14 protein-coding genes are annotated in these 15,447 nt (G+C 72.5%); 8 read left to right on the forward strand and 6 right to left on the reverse strand.

All coding sequences use genetic code 11. From position 1 onward, the window contains the following. The first annotated feature begins 9 nt into the window (after positions 1-9). Positions 10-717 (forward strand): TetR/AcrR family transcriptional regulator, encoded by a 708-nt coding sequence (locus ACIRVH_RS20370; RefSeq protein ID WP_403955126.1) that lies wholly within the window; start codon positions 10-12, stop codon positions 715-717. Positions 718-755: 38 nt separating this feature from the next. Then, complete coding sequence (locus ACIRVH_RS20375; protein ID WP_403955129.1) at positions 756-1,913, forward strand: acetyl-CoA C-acetyltransferase; 1,158 nt, start codon at positions 756-758, stop codon at positions 1,911-1,913. Positions 1,914-2,065: 152 nt separating this feature from the next. On the opposite strand, the gene ACIRVH_RS20380 is transcribed toward ACIRVH_RS20375, so the two are convergent. Genes ACIRVH_RS20380 through ACIRVH_RS20395 form a run of 4 tightly spaced genes read right to left on the reverse strand, consistent with a single transcriptional unit; the run spans position 2,066 to position 5,480 of the window. Then, positions 2,066-3,124 (reverse strand): NAD(P)H-dependent flavin oxidoreductase, encoded by a 1,059-nt coding sequence (locus tag ACIRVH_RS20380; RefSeq protein ID WP_403955131.1) that lies wholly within the window; start codon positions 3,122-3,124, stop codon positions 2,066-2,068. Further along, the gene (locus ACIRVH_RS20385) at positions 3,124-3,888 is read right to left on the reverse strand and encodes a CoA-transferase subunit beta (RefSeq protein ID WP_403955134.1); all 765 of its coding nucleotides are present in this window, start codon (positions 3,886-3,888) and stop codon (positions 3,124-3,126) included. Before ACIRVH_RS20385 ends, ACIRVH_RS20380 begins: the two co-directional genes overlap by 1 nt. Further along, entirely contained in the window at positions 3,885-4,736 is an 852-nt protein-coding gene (locus ACIRVH_RS20390) for a CoA transferase subunit A (RefSeq protein ID WP_403955136.1), read from the reverse strand. The genes ACIRVH_RS20385 and ACIRVH_RS20390 overlap by 4 nt, the downstream gene beginning before the upstream one ends. Beyond that, the gene (locus tag ACIRVH_RS20395; protein WP_403955139.1) at positions 4,737-5,480 is read right to left on the reverse strand and encodes an enoyl-CoA hydratase family protein; all 744 of its coding nucleotides are present in this window, start codon (positions 5,478-5,480) and stop codon (positions 4,737-4,739) included. Positions 5,481-5,580: 100 nt separating this feature from the next. Here ACIRVH_RS20395 and ACIRVH_RS20400 point away from each other — a divergent pair, with 100 nt between their 5' ends. Together ACIRVH_RS20400 and ACIRVH_RS20405 are read left to right on the forward strand one after the other, a co-directional pair. Continuing rightward, complete coding sequence (locus tag ACIRVH_RS20400) at positions 5,581-6,366, forward strand: SDR family oxidoreductase (protein WP_403955142.1); 786 nt, start codon at positions 5,581-5,583, stop codon at positions 6,364-6,366. Then, entirely contained in the window at positions 6,363-7,274 is a 912-nt protein-coding gene (locus ACIRVH_RS20405; RefSeq protein ID WP_403955144.1) for an SDR family oxidoreductase, read from the forward strand. Before ACIRVH_RS20400 ends, ACIRVH_RS20405 begins: the two co-directional genes overlap by 4 nt. 130 nt (positions 7,275-7,404) lie before the next feature. Here ACIRVH_RS20405 and ACIRVH_RS20410 read toward each other — a convergent pair whose 3' ends face one another. Then, positions 7,405-8,280 (reverse strand): hypothetical protein, encoded by an 876-nt coding sequence (locus ACIRVH_RS20410; protein ID WP_403955147.1) that lies wholly within the window; start codon positions 8,278-8,280, stop codon positions 7,405-7,407. Positions 8,281-8,393: 113 nt separating this feature from the next. Further along, on the reverse strand, positions 8,394-10,151 hold the full coding sequence (locus ACIRVH_RS20415) for a beta-galactosidase family protein (RefSeq protein ID WP_403955150.1): 1,758 nt from the start codon (positions 10,149-10,151) through the stop codon (positions 8,394-8,396). A 98-nt stretch (positions 10,152-10,249) separates the two neighbouring features. On the opposite strand from ACIRVH_RS20415, the gene ACIRVH_RS20420 reads away from it, so the two are divergent. From ACIRVH_RS20420 to ACIRVH_RS20435, 4 genes are all read left to right on the forward strand, one after another. Continuing rightward, complete coding sequence (locus ACIRVH_RS20420) at positions 10,250-11,128, forward strand: AraC family transcriptional regulator (protein WP_403955151.1); 879 nt, start codon at positions 10,250-10,252, stop codon at positions 11,126-11,128. 56 nt (positions 11,129-11,184) lie between these two features. Beyond that, a complete protein-coding gene (locus tag ACIRVH_RS20425) occupies positions 11,185-11,526 on the forward strand; it encodes a chorismate mutase (protein ID WP_403955153.1) in 342 nt (113 codons plus the stop codon). A 103-nt stretch (positions 11,527-11,629) separates the two neighbouring features. Then, the gene (gene pepN, locus ACIRVH_RS20430; RefSeq protein WP_403955155.1) at positions 11,630-14,110 is read left to right on the forward strand and encodes an aminopeptidase N; all 2,481 of its coding nucleotides are present in this window, start codon (positions 11,630-11,632) and stop codon (positions 14,108-14,110) included. A 127-nt stretch (positions 14,111-14,237) separates the two neighbouring features. Next, the gene (locus ACIRVH_RS20435; protein ID WP_403955158.1) at positions 14,238-15,074 is read left to right on the forward strand and encodes an NAD(P)H-binding protein; all 837 of its coding nucleotides are present in this window, start codon (positions 14,238-14,240) and stop codon (positions 15,072-15,074) included. Positions 15,075-15,447 lie beyond the last annotated feature (373 nt).

A 15,447-nucleotide genomic window follows, 5' to 3' on the forward strand; every position in this document is an offset into this window, starting at 1 on the left:
AATGGGTTCGTGCCGACCAAGAAGAAGCCCCAGGTGACCGCCCCGAAGAAGCCTGCGGCCGCCGCCCCGAAGAAGCCCACGGCCGCCGCCGCGAGGAAGCCTGCGGCTGCCGCCACGAGGAAGCCCGCGGCTGCCGCCGCTCAGGACCGCCGTCACGAACTCCTCGGCACCGCCGCCGAGGTCTTCGCCGAGCAGGGCTACAACGCCACCACCGTCCGCACCATCGCCGACCACGCGGGGATGCTCGCGGGCAGCCTCTACTACCACTTCGACTCCAAGGAGTCGATGCTGGAGGAGATCCTGCGGACCTTCCTGGACGAGCTGTGGGACGGCTACGACACCGTCCTGGCCTCCGGGCTCGGGCCCCGCGAGACCCTGGAGGCCCTGGTCACCGAGTCCTTCCGGGAGATCGACCGGCACCGCGCCGCCGTCGCGATCTACCAGAAGGAGAGCAAGCAGCTCGTCGCGCAGGACCGCTTCGCCTTCCTCGCCGACTCGCAGCGCCGGTTCGAGAAGGCATGGCTGTCCACGCTGGAGCGCGGAGTCGCCGAGCGCGTCTTCCGCGCCGACCTGGACGTCCGGCTCACCTACCGGTTCGTCCGGGACACGGTGTGGGTCGCCGCGTCCTGGTACCGGCCCGGCGGACAGCACAGCCCGGAGGAGATCGCCCGCCAGTACCTGTCGATGGTGCTGGACGGGATCGCCGTACGCGAATGACATCACGCTCAACACCCCTTTCTTGTGAGGGAGTCGCCATGGCCGAGGCCTACATAGTCGAAGCGGTCCGCACGCCCGTCGGGCGGCGTGGGGGAGGGCTCAGCGGGGTCCACCCGGCCGATCTGGGCGCCCATGTGCTCAAGGCGCTCGTGGAACGGGCCGGGATCGACCCGGCCGCCGTGGAGGACGTCGTCTTCGGCTGCCTGGACGCGGTCGGGCCGCAGGCCGGGGACATCGCCCGCACCTGCTGGCTGGCCGCAGGGCTGCCCGAGGAGGTACCGGGCGTCACCGTCGACCGGCAGTGCGGCTCCTCCCAGCAGGCCGTGCACTTCGCCGCGCAGGCCGTGCTCTCCGGCACCCAGGACCTGGTGGTCGCGGGCGGGGTGCAGAACATGTCCCAGATCCCCATCGCCTTCGCCTCCCGACAGGCCGCCGCCCCCCTCGGCCTCACCGACGGGCCCTTCCTCGGCAGCACCGGCTGGCGCGCCCGCTACGGCGACCAGCCCGTCAACCAGTTCGCCGGCGCCGAGATGATCGCCGCCAAGTGGGGCATCAGCCGCGCGGACCAGGAGGAGTTCGCCCTGCGCTCGCACCGGCGGGCGGTCTGGGCCATCGACACCGGCCGCTTCGAGCGCGAGACCGTTCCCTACGGCGAGGTCACCGTCGACGAGGGCCCGCGCCGGGACACCTCCCCGCAGAAGATGGCCGCGCTCAAGCCCGTCCTCGACGGCGGCACCATCACCGCGGCCTGCTCCTCCCAGGTCTCCGACGGGGCCGCGGCCATGCTGCTCGCCTCCGAGCGGGCGGTGCGGGAACACGGGCTGCGCCCGCGGGCCCGCGTCCACCACCTCTCCGTGCGCGGCGAGGACCCCATCCGCATGCTCTCCGCGCCCATCCCGGCCACCGCCCACGCCCTGAAGAAGACCGGCCTGACCATCGACGCCATCGACCTCGTGGAGATCAACGAGGCCTTCGCCCCCGTCGTGCTCGCCTGGCTGAAGGAGACCGGCGCCGACCCGGAGAAGGTCAACGTCAACGGCGGCGCCATCTCCCTCGGCCACCCACTCGGCGCCACCGGTGTCCGGCTGATGACGACCCTGCTGCACGAACTGGAGCGCACCGGCGGCCGGTTCGGCCTCCAGACCATGTGCGAGGGCGGCGGTCAGGCGAACGTGACGATCATCGAACGCGTGTGACCGGAGCGACGACAAGGGCGGCCACCCGCTTCGGCGGACGGAGTCCGGCGCAGGCTCCCGAAGCCTGGGAGGCCCCCTGGGGCCGAGCAGTGCGAGGGGGCCGTCGGGGATGGTGCCGATGTGCGAGGGCGGCGGTCAGGCGAACGTGACGATCATCGAGCGCCTCTGAGTCTCTCCAGTCCCGCCAGCACCTCCTCCGCCTCCTTCACGATCCGCTCCACCAGCTCCGCGCACGACGGCAGGTCGTCGATCACCCCGGCGACCTGCCCGGAGGCCATCACCCCGAGGTCCGTACGGCCGTCCACCATCGCCGACTTCAGCAGCATCGGCGTGTTCGCGGCCAGCAGCACCTGACTCCAGGACAGCTCCTTGCCGTGCCTGAGGGCCAGGCCGTCCCGGACCAGTTGCGGCCAGGTGAGCCCCGACAGCCGCCGGAAGCCCGAGGCCCGCCGCACCGCGTGGGTGAGGGCCCGTACGCGGCCGGACCGCTCCAGCGCGTCGACCAGGTCCGTGCGCAGCATTCGGTGCGGCAGCCCGTCCACCGCCCGGGTGACCGTCACGTCCCGGACCGTCGCCGCCAGATACCGGGCCTTCACCGCGTCCGGCACCGTCGAGTCCGAGGTCAGCAGGAACCGCGTGCCCATCGCCACTCCGGCCGCCCCGTAGGCCAGCGCCGCGACCAGGCCCCGCCCGTCGAAGAAGCCGCCCGCCGCCACGACCGGTATCCGCACGGCGTCCACCACCTGCGGCAGCAGCACGGTCGTCGCCACCTCGCCGGTGTGCCCGCCGCCCTCGCCGCCCTGCACGATCACCGCGTCCGCGCCCCACGCGGCCACCTTCTCGGCGTGCCGCCGCGCCCCGACGGACGGCACGACCACCACACCGGCCTCCTTGAGCCGGCTGATCAGCTCGGGGGAGGGGGCGAGGGCGAAGGAGGCCACCCGGACGTGCTCGTCCAGCATGATCTGCACCCGGTCGTCCGCATCGGCCGCGTCCGCCCGCAGGTTCACCCCGAACGGCGCCCGGGTCCGCGACCGGACCTCCCGTATCGCCGACCGCAGCTGGTCGACGGTCATCGTCGCGGAGGCCAGGATGCCCAGCGCCCCCGCGTTCGCCGCCGCCGTGACCAGCCGGGGGCCGGCCACCCAGCCCATCCCGGTCTGCACGATCGGATGCCGGACCCCCACCAGCCGGGTCAGCGCGGTCTCCATCACCCCCTCGCCCCCTCGGGCACCTCACGCGCGCGGGCCCCCGCCGGATCCAGCACCTCGCGGATCAGCCGCAGCTCCTCCTCGCCGGGGGCCCGGGTGTACGGCACCTCGTCGGGCACGGCGAGCGTGAAGCCCGTCGCCTCCCGCACCTGCTCGACGCTCACCCCCGGATGCAGCGAAGCCAGCCGCATGGACCGGTCGGGGGTGGCGAAGTCGAAGACGCCGAGGTCGGAGACGACCCGGGGGACGCGGTGGAAGCGGGCCGTGCTCCCCAGCTCCGCCGCCCGGTCGTACCCCACCCCGCACACCATGTCCACCCGCTCCACGAACACCCGCCCGGAGTGCCTCGGGATCCAGTAACTCGTCGGATTGTTCAGTGTGTTCAGCGGTGCTCCGCGCACCCCGAGCAGCTGCCGCCGGGGCCGGTCCCAGTCGCCGATGCAGGAGATGTTCTGGTTGCCGTACCGGTCGATCTGGCTCGCGCCCATCATCACGTGCCGGCGTCCGCCCGCCACCAGCGCCAGATGCTGCCGGTAGGGCAGCCAGCCCTCGGGCGTGCCGTCCGGGCGGACCAGCAGCGCCTCCCCGTCGGTGAGCAGCAGGTCCGGCGCGAAGGTGAGCCGGGCCAGCCGCGCGCCCAGCGACGGGATCAGGCCCATCGGACTGGCCAGGATCTCCCCGCCGCCCCGCCAGGCCTCGGCGCAGGCGATCACGCAGTACTCGGCGCGGGTGGGCGGGGGAAGTGGGGCCCGGGTGACCTTCATGATTCCCGCTCCTTCCGCCACTCCCGCACCGCCGACCGGTACGCCTCCTCGTCCCCGGACAGGTACCGCTCGGCGAACTCCGGCCACGGCGTGGACGCATACTCCCGCTGGTACTCCTCGTCCCGGCCGTAGTCCGGCGCGCAGGAGGTGAAGTGTGCGCCGTTCGGTGCCTCGACCACACCCGTCACCGCGAGCCGCTTGAGCAGCAGCGACTGCGGGGCCGCCTCCTTCGTCAACTCGGCCGTGTCGACGATCCGTTCGCAGGAGGCGTAGGCCGCGTCCGCCGCCTCGCAGAACAGGTCGTCGAAGTAGGGGTCCGGGCCCAGGTACTGCCCGTTGCCCAACCGGTCCGCGCGGTTGACGTGCACCAGGGCCACGTCCATCCGCAGGGCGGGCATGGCCACGAAGGTCTCCCCGTCCTCGTACGGCGAAGTGACCGTCCTCAGGTCCGGGTTGACCCGCATGACGTCCGAGCCGAGCCCCGCTCGCACCGGAAGGAAGGGCAGCCGGCCGGCGGCCGCGCGCAGCCCCCACATGAACATCCCCTCGTCGACCTCCGTCAGCTCGAAGTCCCCGCGCTCTCGGGCCGCCCGGTAGTGCGGTTCGAGCGGGATGGAGTCGAGGGTGACGAAAGCGGTGACCAGTTTGCGGATCCGGCCGGCCGCGGCCAGCATGCCGATGTCCGGGCCGCCGTACGAGATGACCGTGAGGTCCCCGATATCGGCTCTCAGCAGGGCCCTGACCAGTGCCATCGGCTTGCGCCGTGAACCCCAGCCGCCGATGCCCAGGGTCATCCCGCTGGACAGCCGGGAGACCACCTCGTCGGCGGTCATCGTCTTGTCGCCCACCTACGCACCCTCCTTCCCGAACGTGTCGCGGACCCGGTCGGCCAGCCCGCTGAGGTTGGCCTCGAACGTGAAGCCCTGTTCGAAGCGGTAACTGCGGCGCACGTCGACGGGATCGATCCCGTTGATGGCGGCCTTGGCCATGCGCAGCAGCCGTCCGTCCTTGGCGGCGATCTCGCGCGCCAGCTCCAGCGCAGCCGCCCGCAGCCGCGCCCGGGGCACCACCCGCCACACCGACCCGTGCGCGTGCAGCTCGGCGGCGCTCGCCGTGCGCGAGGTGTAGTAGAGCGCGCGCATCAGGTGCTGCGGGACCAGCCGGGCCAGATGCGTGGCGGCACCCAGCGCGCCCCGGTCCAGCTCCGGCAGCCCGAAGGAGGCGTCGTCGCTCGCCACGATCGCGTCCGCGTTCCCCACCAGGCCTATTCCGCCGCCCAGACAGAACCCGTGCACCGCCGCTATCACAGGTGTCTCGCACTCGTACACCGCCGCGAAGGCCTCCGCGCAGCCCTGGTTGGCGCCGATCAGCGCTTCCTGGCCCGCCGCCTGTATCTCCTTGATGTCCACGCCCGCGTTGAAACCGCGCCCCTCGGCGGCCAGCACCACGCACCGCACCTCGGGGTCACGGCCCGCCGCGCGCACGGCCTCGGCCAGGGCGAACCAGCCGCGCACCGGCAGCGCGTTCACCGGCGGGAAGTCGACGGTGACTACGGAAATCCCCTTTTCCGGGGCCGACATGGAGACACCCATGGACGCATCAGCTACCTTCGCACTCAACGCCTTTCCACCAAACATTTGTTAGGTGTGAGGCTTCGAAGCTAGCAGTCGGCGAAGACGAGCGGGAGAGCCTGTGGAAAACTCCGCGGCAGGGCCTGTGGACAACTCGCTGCACGGCAGGACCGTCGTCGTCACCGGCGGCACCCGGGGCGTCGGGGAGGGCATCGCGCAGGCCTTCGCCCAGGCCGGCGCCCAGGTGCTGGCCTGCGCCCGGCGGCCGCCCGAACAGCCCCTCGACGGCGTGGAGTTCGTGCCCCTCGACCTGCGCGACCCGCCCGCCGTCAGCGCCTTCTTCGCCGCGCTGCCCCGGCTCGACGTCCTCGTCAACAACGCGGGCGGCACCCCGTACCGACGGCTGGCCGACGTGGACGCCGAGCGGCACGCCCGGGTCATCGAGCTGAACCTCGTCACCCCGCTGACCGCCTCCCTGGCCGCCTACGACCGGCTCCGGCACACCCGAGGCTCGGTCGTCATGGTCGGCAGCGTGAGCGGCGGCCGTCCCTCGCCCGGCTCGGCGGCCTACGGCGCGGCCAAGGCGGGCCTGGCGAACCTGGCCGCGTCGATGGCCGTGGAATGGGCGCCGGAGGTCCGCGTCAACACGCTGGTCGTCGGCATGGTCCGCACCGAGCAGTCCCATCTGCACTACGGCGGCCCGGACGGCATCGCCGCGGTCTCCCGCACCGTCCCGCTGGGCCGGCTGGCCACCCCCTCGGACGTCGGTGCGGCCGCCGTCTTCCTCGCCTCCGACGCGGCCGCCTACATCAGCGGGGCGAGTCTGCTGGTGCACGGGGGCGGGGAGCGGCCCGCCTTCCTGGACGCCGCGACCGCCGACAAGGAAGAACAAGGAGGCCTGGCATGACCGGAATCTGCGCAGGGCGAGTCGTCGTCGTCACCGGAGCCGGACGGGGGCTGGGCCGCGCCCACGCCCTCGCCTTCGCCGCCGAGGGCGCCCGGGTCGTCGTCAACGACCTCGGCGTCGGACTGGACGGGGTGCCCGGACCCGACAGCCCGGCGGCGGCCGTCGTCGCGGAGATCAGGGAGGCGGGCGGCGAGGCGGTCGTGCACGGCGGCGACATCGCGACCACCGAGGGCGCCGCCTCCCTGATCAGGACCGCCGTCGAGACGTACGGCCGCCTCGACACCCTCGTCAACAACGCCGGCTTCCTGCGCGACCGCATGCTCGTCAACCTCGACGAGGACGACTGGGACGCCGTGATCCGTGTCCACCTCAAGGGGCACTTCCTCCCCCTCAAACACGCCGCCGCGCACTGGCGGGCCGAGGCCAAGGCAGGCCGCACACCGGTCGCCCGGATCGTCGGCACCAGCAGCGGGGCAGGCCTGCTGGGCTCGGTCGGGCAGGGGAACTACAGCGCCGCCAAGGCCGGGATCATCGGCCTGACCCTCGTCGCGGCGGCCGAACTCGCCCGCTACGGCGTCCAGGTCAACGCCGTCGCCCCGGCGGCCCGCACCCGCATGACGGAACGCACCTTCGCCGAGACCATGGCGGCTCCGGTCGCCGGCTTCGACGCCATGGCGCCCGAGAACGTCTCTCCGCTGGTCGTCTGGCTCGGTTCCGCCGCGTGCGCAGGTGTGAGCGGCCGGGTGTTCGAGGCGGAGGGGGGCCGGATCACGGTCATGGAGGGCTGGCGCCCGGGGCCCGGCATGGACAAGGGGGCGCGCTGGGCCCCGGCCGAGGCGGGGGAGGCCGTGTTGAAGTTGTTGGCGGAGGCGGAGCCGGCGGGGGCGGTGTACGGGGCCCCGGAGTAGGGGCCGCCGAGTAGTCGGACCTGCACTGGGCCCACCACGGGGCTCCGCCCCCCTGGACCCCCGCCTATGCCCACCCACCAACCGACTCGGTGGGTCGAGAAGCGCAGCTACAAACGAGGGTGTTGCGCACCTAGGTGTCGCACTCCAGAACCGTCCTGCACAACCCGCACCGCGCCCGCACCCGCCCCCGGACCGGGACCCTGATGCGCTGGTGGCAGGTGGGGCAGGGGAAGGAGACGCGGAGGTGGCCGGCGGGGTCGGGGCTGAAGGCGTAGGGCGCTCCGGGCGGGACGCCGTGGCGGCGGTCGTGGGCGTAGCGGCGGCGGCCCGCCCAGCCGGCCGCGGTCAGCGGCGGCTGCTGCTCGTCCCGCCGGGCCCGCTCCATACCCTTGACGTAGGCCGTGTACGCCTGCGGGCTGGTGAACCACACGGAGGGATCCTCGCCGAAGAGCCGGGCCCGTTTGGCGAGGACGTAACCGAACTCCTCGGGGGTGAGATAGCCGAGCTTCTGGGAGGAGGCGCCGTCCTCGCGGTAGGCGTCCAGCAGCAGCCACCCCGCGCCCAGGTAGGTCGTCGCCGTGTCCGTGAGGATCTCGTTCTCCGCCGTGGTGGGGAAGGCCAGGTCGAGGCGGTGCAGGTAGACGTGGGTCACCTCGTGGGCGAGGGCCGCGCCGATGTCCCTGCGGTGGGTGCGGAAGCGGTCGTTCAGCTCGACGAAGTACTCGGGGCCCGCCGCCAGTTCGACATTGGCCGCGTGGCTCATCTCCCGGAAGCCGACGATCAGCCGGGCATCGGGCAGCCGGAAGTGCCGCACGATCTCGCGGGCCACGCGCTGCGCGCCCAGATGCACGTCGTCCGTGTCGCTGAAGGCCACGTCGACGGGGGCCACACTGGTCGAGAAGGTCTGCACGGTGTCGTACGACAGCCGCTTGTACAGCGCGGTGATCGCGGCCCGCACCGTCTCCAGATGCGGGTAGCCGTGCTCGACCGGTCCGCCGTTCGCCACGTCCGACCCCCTAAGACGCCCAGAACTGCCATCCACTCTAGGCGGGTGTGAGCGGATTTCGCCGGTGGCGGCCTGAGTACCCTCGAACAAGCCGCGGTCGCCGGACCGGGGGCTCAGACCGGCAGCAGCCTCGGTGCGCACGGACCCGGCCCCGCCTCCTGCAGCTCCAGCACCCACACCTCGTTCTCGCCCTCCCGCAGCACCGGCCCGGGGACGTACAGGGACCGCTGCGGCCCCACGGACCAGTAGCGGCCCAGGCCGAAGCCGTTGAGCCAGACGAAGCCCCGCGCCCAGCCGGGCAGTTCGAGCCGGGCGTCCCCGGCCCCGCGGACCGTGACGCTGCCCCGGTACAGCCCCGGGGCGCCGTCCCCGGACACCGCGCCGAAGGCCACCGCCTCCAGGCCGTCGTCGAAGGCGTCCAGATCGAGCCCGCGCGCGCGTACCCCGTGCAGATACTGCCGCTCGTGCAGGACGCCCCCGGTGATGCCCTTCGCCTCGCCGGAGCGCGGCCCGTAGTTCACCCTCCCCAGGGACTCCACCCACAGCTCCACGCGCGCGGGGCCCGCGACAGGCTCCTTCAGCCGGGCCTCCTCCTCGGTGAGCACCCCGGCCCGCTCGCCGTCGACGTACACCACCGCGAGATCCCTGAGTCCGCGCACCGTCAGCGGGTACGGCTGCCGCGGTCCCGGCACGCTCACCTCGTAGCGCACCACGCCCCGGGCGACGCCCAGCTCCTCGAAGGACGGCGGTACGGGGGTGACGGTCTCCTCGCCGCCGAGCGCCTCCAGGACGTCACCCATGGGTGCCCATCCGGTGAGCGCCACCTCCGTCGGAGAAACCAACCGGGCAGGCGGGGGCGGAAGTTCGGGCAGCGGATCGGGGTGGTACTCGGCCAGCACGTCGCGGAAGCACCAGAACTTCTCCGTGGGGCGCCCGTACTCGTCGACCGGTGCGTCGTAGTCGTACGAGGTCACGTCCGGCTCCAGCGGACCCTCGTGCAGCTCGCCGCCGCCCCGGTTGGCGCCCGCCCAGCCGCCGAAACTCGTGCCGCCGTGCGCCATGTACAGGTTCACCGAGGCACCGCACTCCAGGATCTCCCGCAGGGCCTCGGTGGCCTCCCCGGGGTCCCGTACGACGTGTTCGCCGTCCCAGTGGTCGAACCAGCCGCACCAGAACTCCATGCACATCAGCGGGCCCCCGGGGCGGTGGCGGCGCAGCGTCTCGAAGGCCGCGCGCGCGTGGGAGCCGAAGTTCACCGTGGCGAGCACACCGGGCAGCGAGCCGCCGGTGAGCATGTGGTCCTCGGGGCCGTCCGAGGTGAACAGCGGCACGGTGACGCCCTTGACCCGCAGCAGGTCGGCGAGCTGTTCCAGGTAGTCCGCGTCCGAGCCGTAGCTGCCGTACTCGTTCTCGACCTGCACCATGATCACCGGCCCGCCCCGGTCGATCTGCCGGGGCACGATCTCGTGCAGCAGGTGGTGGAACCAGTTCCGCACGTGGAACAGGAAGCGCTCGTCACGGGTACGCGCGTGCGTGCCCGGCTCGCCGGTCACCCAGTGGGGCAGCCCGCCGTTCTCCCACTCGGCGCAGATGTACGGACCCGGCCGCACGATGGCCCACAGGCCGGCCTCGTGGACCGCGTCCAGGAACCGGCCGACCGCCCGCACGTCCCGGAAGCGCCCCGGGCCCGGCTGGTGCAGATTCCACGGGACGTACGTCTCCACGCAGTTGAGGCCCATCGCCCGCAGCATCTCCAGCCGGTGCCGCCAGTGCGCCTCGTGCACCCGGAAGTAGTGCAGCGCCCCGGACAGCAGCCGTACCGGCCGTCCGTCCAGCAGGAAGTCGGATTCCCCCACCGTGAACTCGCTCATGCACCCCAGCCTCGGCCCTGGCGGTGATCGACGCCATGGACGAAGATCGGCGCTGCTTGGACAAAAGTCCGCCGTCGCCGACGCCGGGAGGAGCACCGATGTACCAGACCTGGATGCGGTTCTTCAGCCCCGGCCCCGCCCACCACCGCCTCGGCCTGGTCTGCCTCGGCGTCGGCCTCCAGTACGGCGCGCTGCCCACGGTCGGCCCCCGCACCCTCGACCACCACGTAGCCGTCGTGGTCAGCACGGGCGGCGGCTGGTACCAGGGCGCCGACGGCCGCCGTACGACCGTCACCGCGCCCGCACTGCTCTGGCTCACCCCCGGAGTGCCGCACCACTACGGGCCCGACCCGGACACCGGCTGGGACGAGGGCTTCGTCGACTTCGCCGGGCCCGCCACCACGACCTACACCGAACTCGGCTACATCGAGCCCGAACGCCCCGTCGTCCCGCTCTCGGACGCCACCGGCCCCCGCGCGGTCGTCGCCCGCATCGCCCGTGCCGCCCGCCGCGGCAACCCCCTGCTGGAGGTCGAGACCGGCGCCGCCGTCCACGAACTCCTCGTCGCCCTGCGCCGCGCCCGTGCCGACCTCGCCCCCGACGGCGATCAGGTGCTGCAGGCCCTGGCCCGGGACGCCTGCCGGCCGATGAGCGTCGCCGACCACGCCGCCCGGCACGGCATGACCCCCGCCGAGCTGCGCAATGCCGTCCGCCGCGCCGCCGGATGCAGCCCCAAGGACTATCTCCTCGGTATCCGCCTGGGCCGCGCCAAGGAGCTCCTGGCCGCCACCGAGCTGCCCGTCGCCGCCGTCGCCCGCCGCGTCGGCTACGACGACCCCGCCTACTTCTCCCGCCTGTTCTCCCGCCGGGTCGGCCTCGCCCCCGTCCGCTTCCGCGCCCAGCAGGGCCGCAGCGTCCCCGGCGGCTGGAGCGACCGGATCCCGGATCCGGACGATCCTCCGACGATCGGCGGCTGATCGCATGCTGATCAGCCGGTGAACGGGAGGTGCCCCGCCCCTTAGGGTTGACGCCCATGACCATCAGGAACACCGGTAGCGGTGACGTCGACCCCGCGGTCCGCCAGGAACTGGAGCGGCTGCGCGAGAGCATCGACAACATCGACGCGGCCGTCGTCCACATGCTCGCCGAGCGCTTCAAGTGCACCCAGCAGGTCGGCCGGCTCAAGGCGGTGCACCAGCTGCCGCCCGCCGACCCGGACCGCGAGGCCCGGCAGATCGAGCGGCTGCGCAGCCTCGCCGCGAACGCCAAGCTCGACCCGGCGTTCGCGGAGAAGTTCCTGAACTTCATCATCGCCGAGGTGATCCGGCACCACGAGTCCATCGCCGAGGACACCGCGAACGGGCAGCCCGCCTGATCCCCACCACCGGGCACACCGGGCGGCGGGCGCGGGACCGGACATATGCCATGTACCGATCCACCCCTGTGCGCTGTCGGCGGCATCGGGCAGCATGGCCTGCATGTCCGTCATCACGCGCGACGAAGCGCAGCTCCGAGCACAGTTCCTCGACGTCCATCGTTACTCGATCGAACTCGACCTCACCACGGGGGACGAGACCTTCGACTCCCGTACCGTGATCAGGTTCACCGCGCGGACCGACGGGGACACGTTCGTCGAGCTGAAGCCCACCGAGCTGCGCACGGTCACGCTGGACGGACAGCCCCTCGACCCGGAGACCTTCCAGGACGAACGGCTGCCGCTGAAGAACCTCACCGCCGGCGAGCACGAACTGCGGGTCGAAGCGGTCATGCCCTACTCCCGCACCGGCGAGGGCATGCACCGCTTCACCGACCCCACCGACGGCGAGACGTACGTCTACACCCAGCTGTTCCTGGACGACGTCCAGAGGGTCTTCGCCGCCTTCGACCAGCCCGACCTGAAGGCCGTCTTCGAGCTCACCGTCACGGCGCCCGACGGCTGGAACGTCCTCGCCAACGGCATCACCGAGCACCTCGGCGAGGGCCGCTGGCGGGCCGCCCCGACCCCGCTGATCTCCACCTACCTCGTCGCCGTCGCCGCAGGCCCCTGGCACTCCGTGCGCAGCGAGCACCGCGGCCTGCCCTTCGGTATCCACTGCCGCCGCTCCCTCGCGCCCCACCTCGAGGCCGACGCCGAGGAGATCTTCGAGGTCACGCGCGCGTGCTTCGACCGCTACCACGAGAAGTTCGAGGAGCCCTACCCCTTCGACTCCTACGACCAGGCGTTCGTCCCCGAGTTCAACGCCGGTGCCATGGAGAACCCCGGACTGGTCACCTTCCGCGACGAGTTCGTCTTCCGCTCGGCCGTCACCGAAACCGAGCGGCAGACCCGCGCCATGGTCATCGCCCACGAGATGGCCCACATGTGGTTCGGCGACCTCGTGACCCTCAAGTGGTGGGACGACATCTGGCTGAACGAGTCCTTCGCCGAGTACATGGGCTACCAGACCACCGCCGAGGCCACCCGCTTCACCGACACCTGGACCGACTTCGGGGTCGCCCGCAAGGCCTGGGGCTACGACGCCGACCAGCGTCCTTCCACCCACCCCGTCGCCCCCGAGGCGGTCGACGACACCGCCGCCGCCCTGCTCAACTTCGACGGCATCTCCTACGCCAAGGGCGCCTCCGCGCTGCGCCAGCTGGTGGCCTGGCTCGGGGAGAAGGACTTCCTCGCCGGCATCAACATCCACTTCAAGCGGCACCGGTTCGCCAACGCCACCCTCGCCGACTTCATCGACTCCCTCGCCGCGGCCACCGAGCGCGACGTGCACGCCTGGGCCGACGCCTGGCTGCGCACCACCGGTGTCGACACGCTCACCCCGGCGATCAAGTCCGTCGACGGCTCCTTCGCCCTGACCGTCGACCGCGCGGGCAGCCGCCCGCACCGCGTCACCGCCGGCCTCTACGACCGCGACCTCGGCGACGAGGGCCGTCTCACCCTGCGCGAGCGCATCGACCTCGACGTCCCGCAGACCGCCCCGCAGCCCATCGGCAAGCGCCCCGCGCTGCTCCTGCTCAACGACGGCGACCTGACCTACGCCAAGGTCCGCTTCGACGCCGACTCCTTCGAGGCGGTCCGCACGGGCCTGTCCGGGCTGCCCGACCCGCTCACCCGCGCGGTGGTGTGGAACGCCCTCAGGGACGCCGTCCGCGACGGCGAACTTCCGCCCCAGGCCTATCTGGAGACGGCCCGCGCCCACCTCCCGCTGGAGACCGACCTGGCCCTCGTCCAGGGTGTCCTCGCGTTCGCCTCCACCTACGTCGCCGACCGCTTCCTGCGCCCCGAGGACCGCCCGGCCGCCCTCGCCACCCTCAGCTCCCTCTGCCGCGACCTGCTGCGCCGCACCGAGGACGGCGACAACCCCGGCCTGCGCCTGGTCGCCGTACGGCACTTCATCGACGTCGCCGCCCACCCCGACACCATCGCCGCCTGGTTCGCCGACGGCACGGTGCCCGGCGGGCCGGAACTCGACCCCGAGCTGCGCTGGCGCATCCTCGTCCGGCTCGCCGTGCTCGGCGCCACCGACGAGGCCGCCATCGCCGCCGAGCTGGAGCGCGACCCGTCCGCCACCGGCCGGGAGGGCGCCGCCACCTGCCGCGCCGCCCTGCCCGACCCCGAGGCCAAGCGCGCGGCCTGGGAGTCGATGTTCGTCACGGACGAGCTCTCCAACTACCTGTTCACGGCCACCGCGCGGGGCTTCTGGCAGCCCGAACAGGCCGACCTGGTACGCGAGTACGTGCCGCGCTACTACGAGGACGTGGTCGCCCTCGCCGCCCGCCGCGGCCCCGCCATCGCCGTCGCCGCCGGACGCTGGGCCTTCCCGCACCACGCCGTCGACGCGGAGACCCTCGCCCTCGGCGAGGCCTGCCTGAACGAGGCCGACCCGGTCGTCGCCCTCCGCCGCAAGCTGGTCGACGAACTGGACGACCTGGCCCGGGCGTTGCGGGTACGGGGGGAGTAGGGCCGGGAACGTAGGGCGCGGCCGGGGCGGCTGGTCCCTGACGACGATGCGGAGGGCCGATCGTCCTTCCTAGGCTCGGAGGGCCAAGGACGACCAGGACGATCAACCCGAGCCCAGGAGGCAACCCGTGATCGTAGTCACCGGTGCGACCGGCAACGTCGGCCGTGCCCTCGTCGAGCGTCTCGTCGCCGCCGGCCGGCCGGTACGGGCACTGACCCGCGACCCCGAGCGCGCGGGTCTGCCCCGGCAGGCCGAGGTGGTGACGTTCGCGCCGGAGGAGCCCGCCGCCCTCTTCGAGGGAGCGAGCAAGCTCTTCCTGTACGTCCAGGCGGGCGGCGAGCGGACCGCCGCCCTGCTGGCGGCCGCGCGCACGGCCGGGGTGCGCCACGTCGTGCTGCTCTCTTCCGGGATCATCCAGGAGGGCGCCGACGAGACCCATCCCATCCACGTCATGCACGCCACCGCCGAGCGGCAGGTCCGCGACAGCGGCCTGGAGTGGACGTTCCTGCGCCCCAACGCCTTCGCCACCAACGCGTTGCAGTGGGCGCCGCAGATCCGTGCCGGCAACACCGTCCACGGTGTCTTCGCGGGCATGCTCACGGCGCCCATCCACGAGGACGACATCGCCGCCGTGGCCGAACGCGCCCTGCTGGACGACGGACACGAAGGCGCCGTCCACCGTCTCACCGGGCCCGGGGCGACCACCAACACCGACCAGATCGCCGCGATCGGCCGGGCGGTGGGCCGCGATCTGACCTTCGTCGAAGTGTCCCCGGAAGAAGCGGGACCCAAGCTGTTCCCGCACGCCCCGCCGGAGTTCGTCCAGCCCTTGCTGAAGAGCTTCGCCGCCACGGTGGGCGTACCCCCCGAGATCACCACCACGGTCGAGGACGTCACGGGCACTCCGGCGCGCACCTTCGACCAGTGGGCACAGGATCACGTGGACGACTTCCGAGGCGTCTAGAACCTCAACTCAGCCCGCCGTACGTCCCCTTCGCCTCGCCCCGCCCGCCGATTGTCCACCTCGGCCGGGCGGGAGCAGGGGCGGTCACGTTGAAGCCGAGGCGCTCCAGGAAGCGCTCACCGGAGTGCCGGCCGGGACCGTGGCCGCCACCCGCTCACCGGGTACGTCGATCACCCACGCGTCAACCACCCGACCGACGTCAGCCGCAGGTCATCCCACTCCAACGCGTTTTCCCCGTACGGCAGTACCCACTTTCGGGTTCCGATCGTTGGGCTTTCCGGACGCGTGGGACTCTTCCCGTACAAACTGGAAGACGCCGTACAGCCGTACAGAGGTCCCTGCACCAGCCGGAAGCCCCCATGGTCGCCCCCAT

Origin of the sequence: Streptomyces sp. NPDC101165 (assembly GCF_044768135.1) — a bacterium.
GTDB lineage: Bacteria > Actinomycetota > Actinomycetes > Streptomycetales > Streptomycetaceae > Streptomyces.

Bases quoted from the DNA above. Each gene is read 5' to 3' on its own strand.
- ACIRVH_RS20375 (WP_403955129.1), top strand. From the start codon at position 756: ATGGCCGAGGCCTACATAGTCGAAGCGGTCCGCACGCCCGTCGGGCGG.
- ACIRVH_RS20380 (WP_403955131.1), bottom strand. From the start codon at position 3,124: ATGGAGACCGCGCTGACCCGGCTGGTGGGGGTCCGGCATCCGATCGTG.
- ACIRVH_RS20385 (WP_403955134.1), bottom strand. From the start codon at position 3,888: ATGAAGGTCACCCGGGCCCCACTTCCCCCGCCCACCCGCGCCGAGTAC.
- ACIRVH_RS20395 (WP_403955139.1), bottom strand. From the start codon at position 5,480: ATGGGTGTCTCCATGTCGGCCCCGGAAAAGGGGATTTCCGTAGTCACC.
- ACIRVH_RS20405 (WP_403955144.1), top strand. From the start codon at position 6,363: ATGACCGGAATCTGCGCAGGGCGAGTCGTCGTCGTCACCGGAGCCGGA.
- ACIRVH_RS20415 (WP_403955150.1), bottom strand. From the start codon at position 10,151: ATGAGCGAGTTCACGGTGGGGGAATCCGACTTCCTGCTGGACGGACGG.
- ACIRVH_RS20420 (WP_403955151.1), top strand. From the start codon at position 10,250: ATGTACCAGACCTGGATGCGGTTCTTCAGCCCCGGCCCCGCCCACCAC.
- ACIRVH_RS20425 (WP_403955153.1), top strand. From the start codon at position 11,185: ATGACCATCAGGAACACCGGTAGCGGTGACGTCGACCCCGCGGTCCGC.
- pepN (WP_403955155.1), top strand. From the start codon at position 11,630: ATGTCCGTCATCACGCGCGACGAAGCGCAGCTCCGAGCACAGTTCCTC.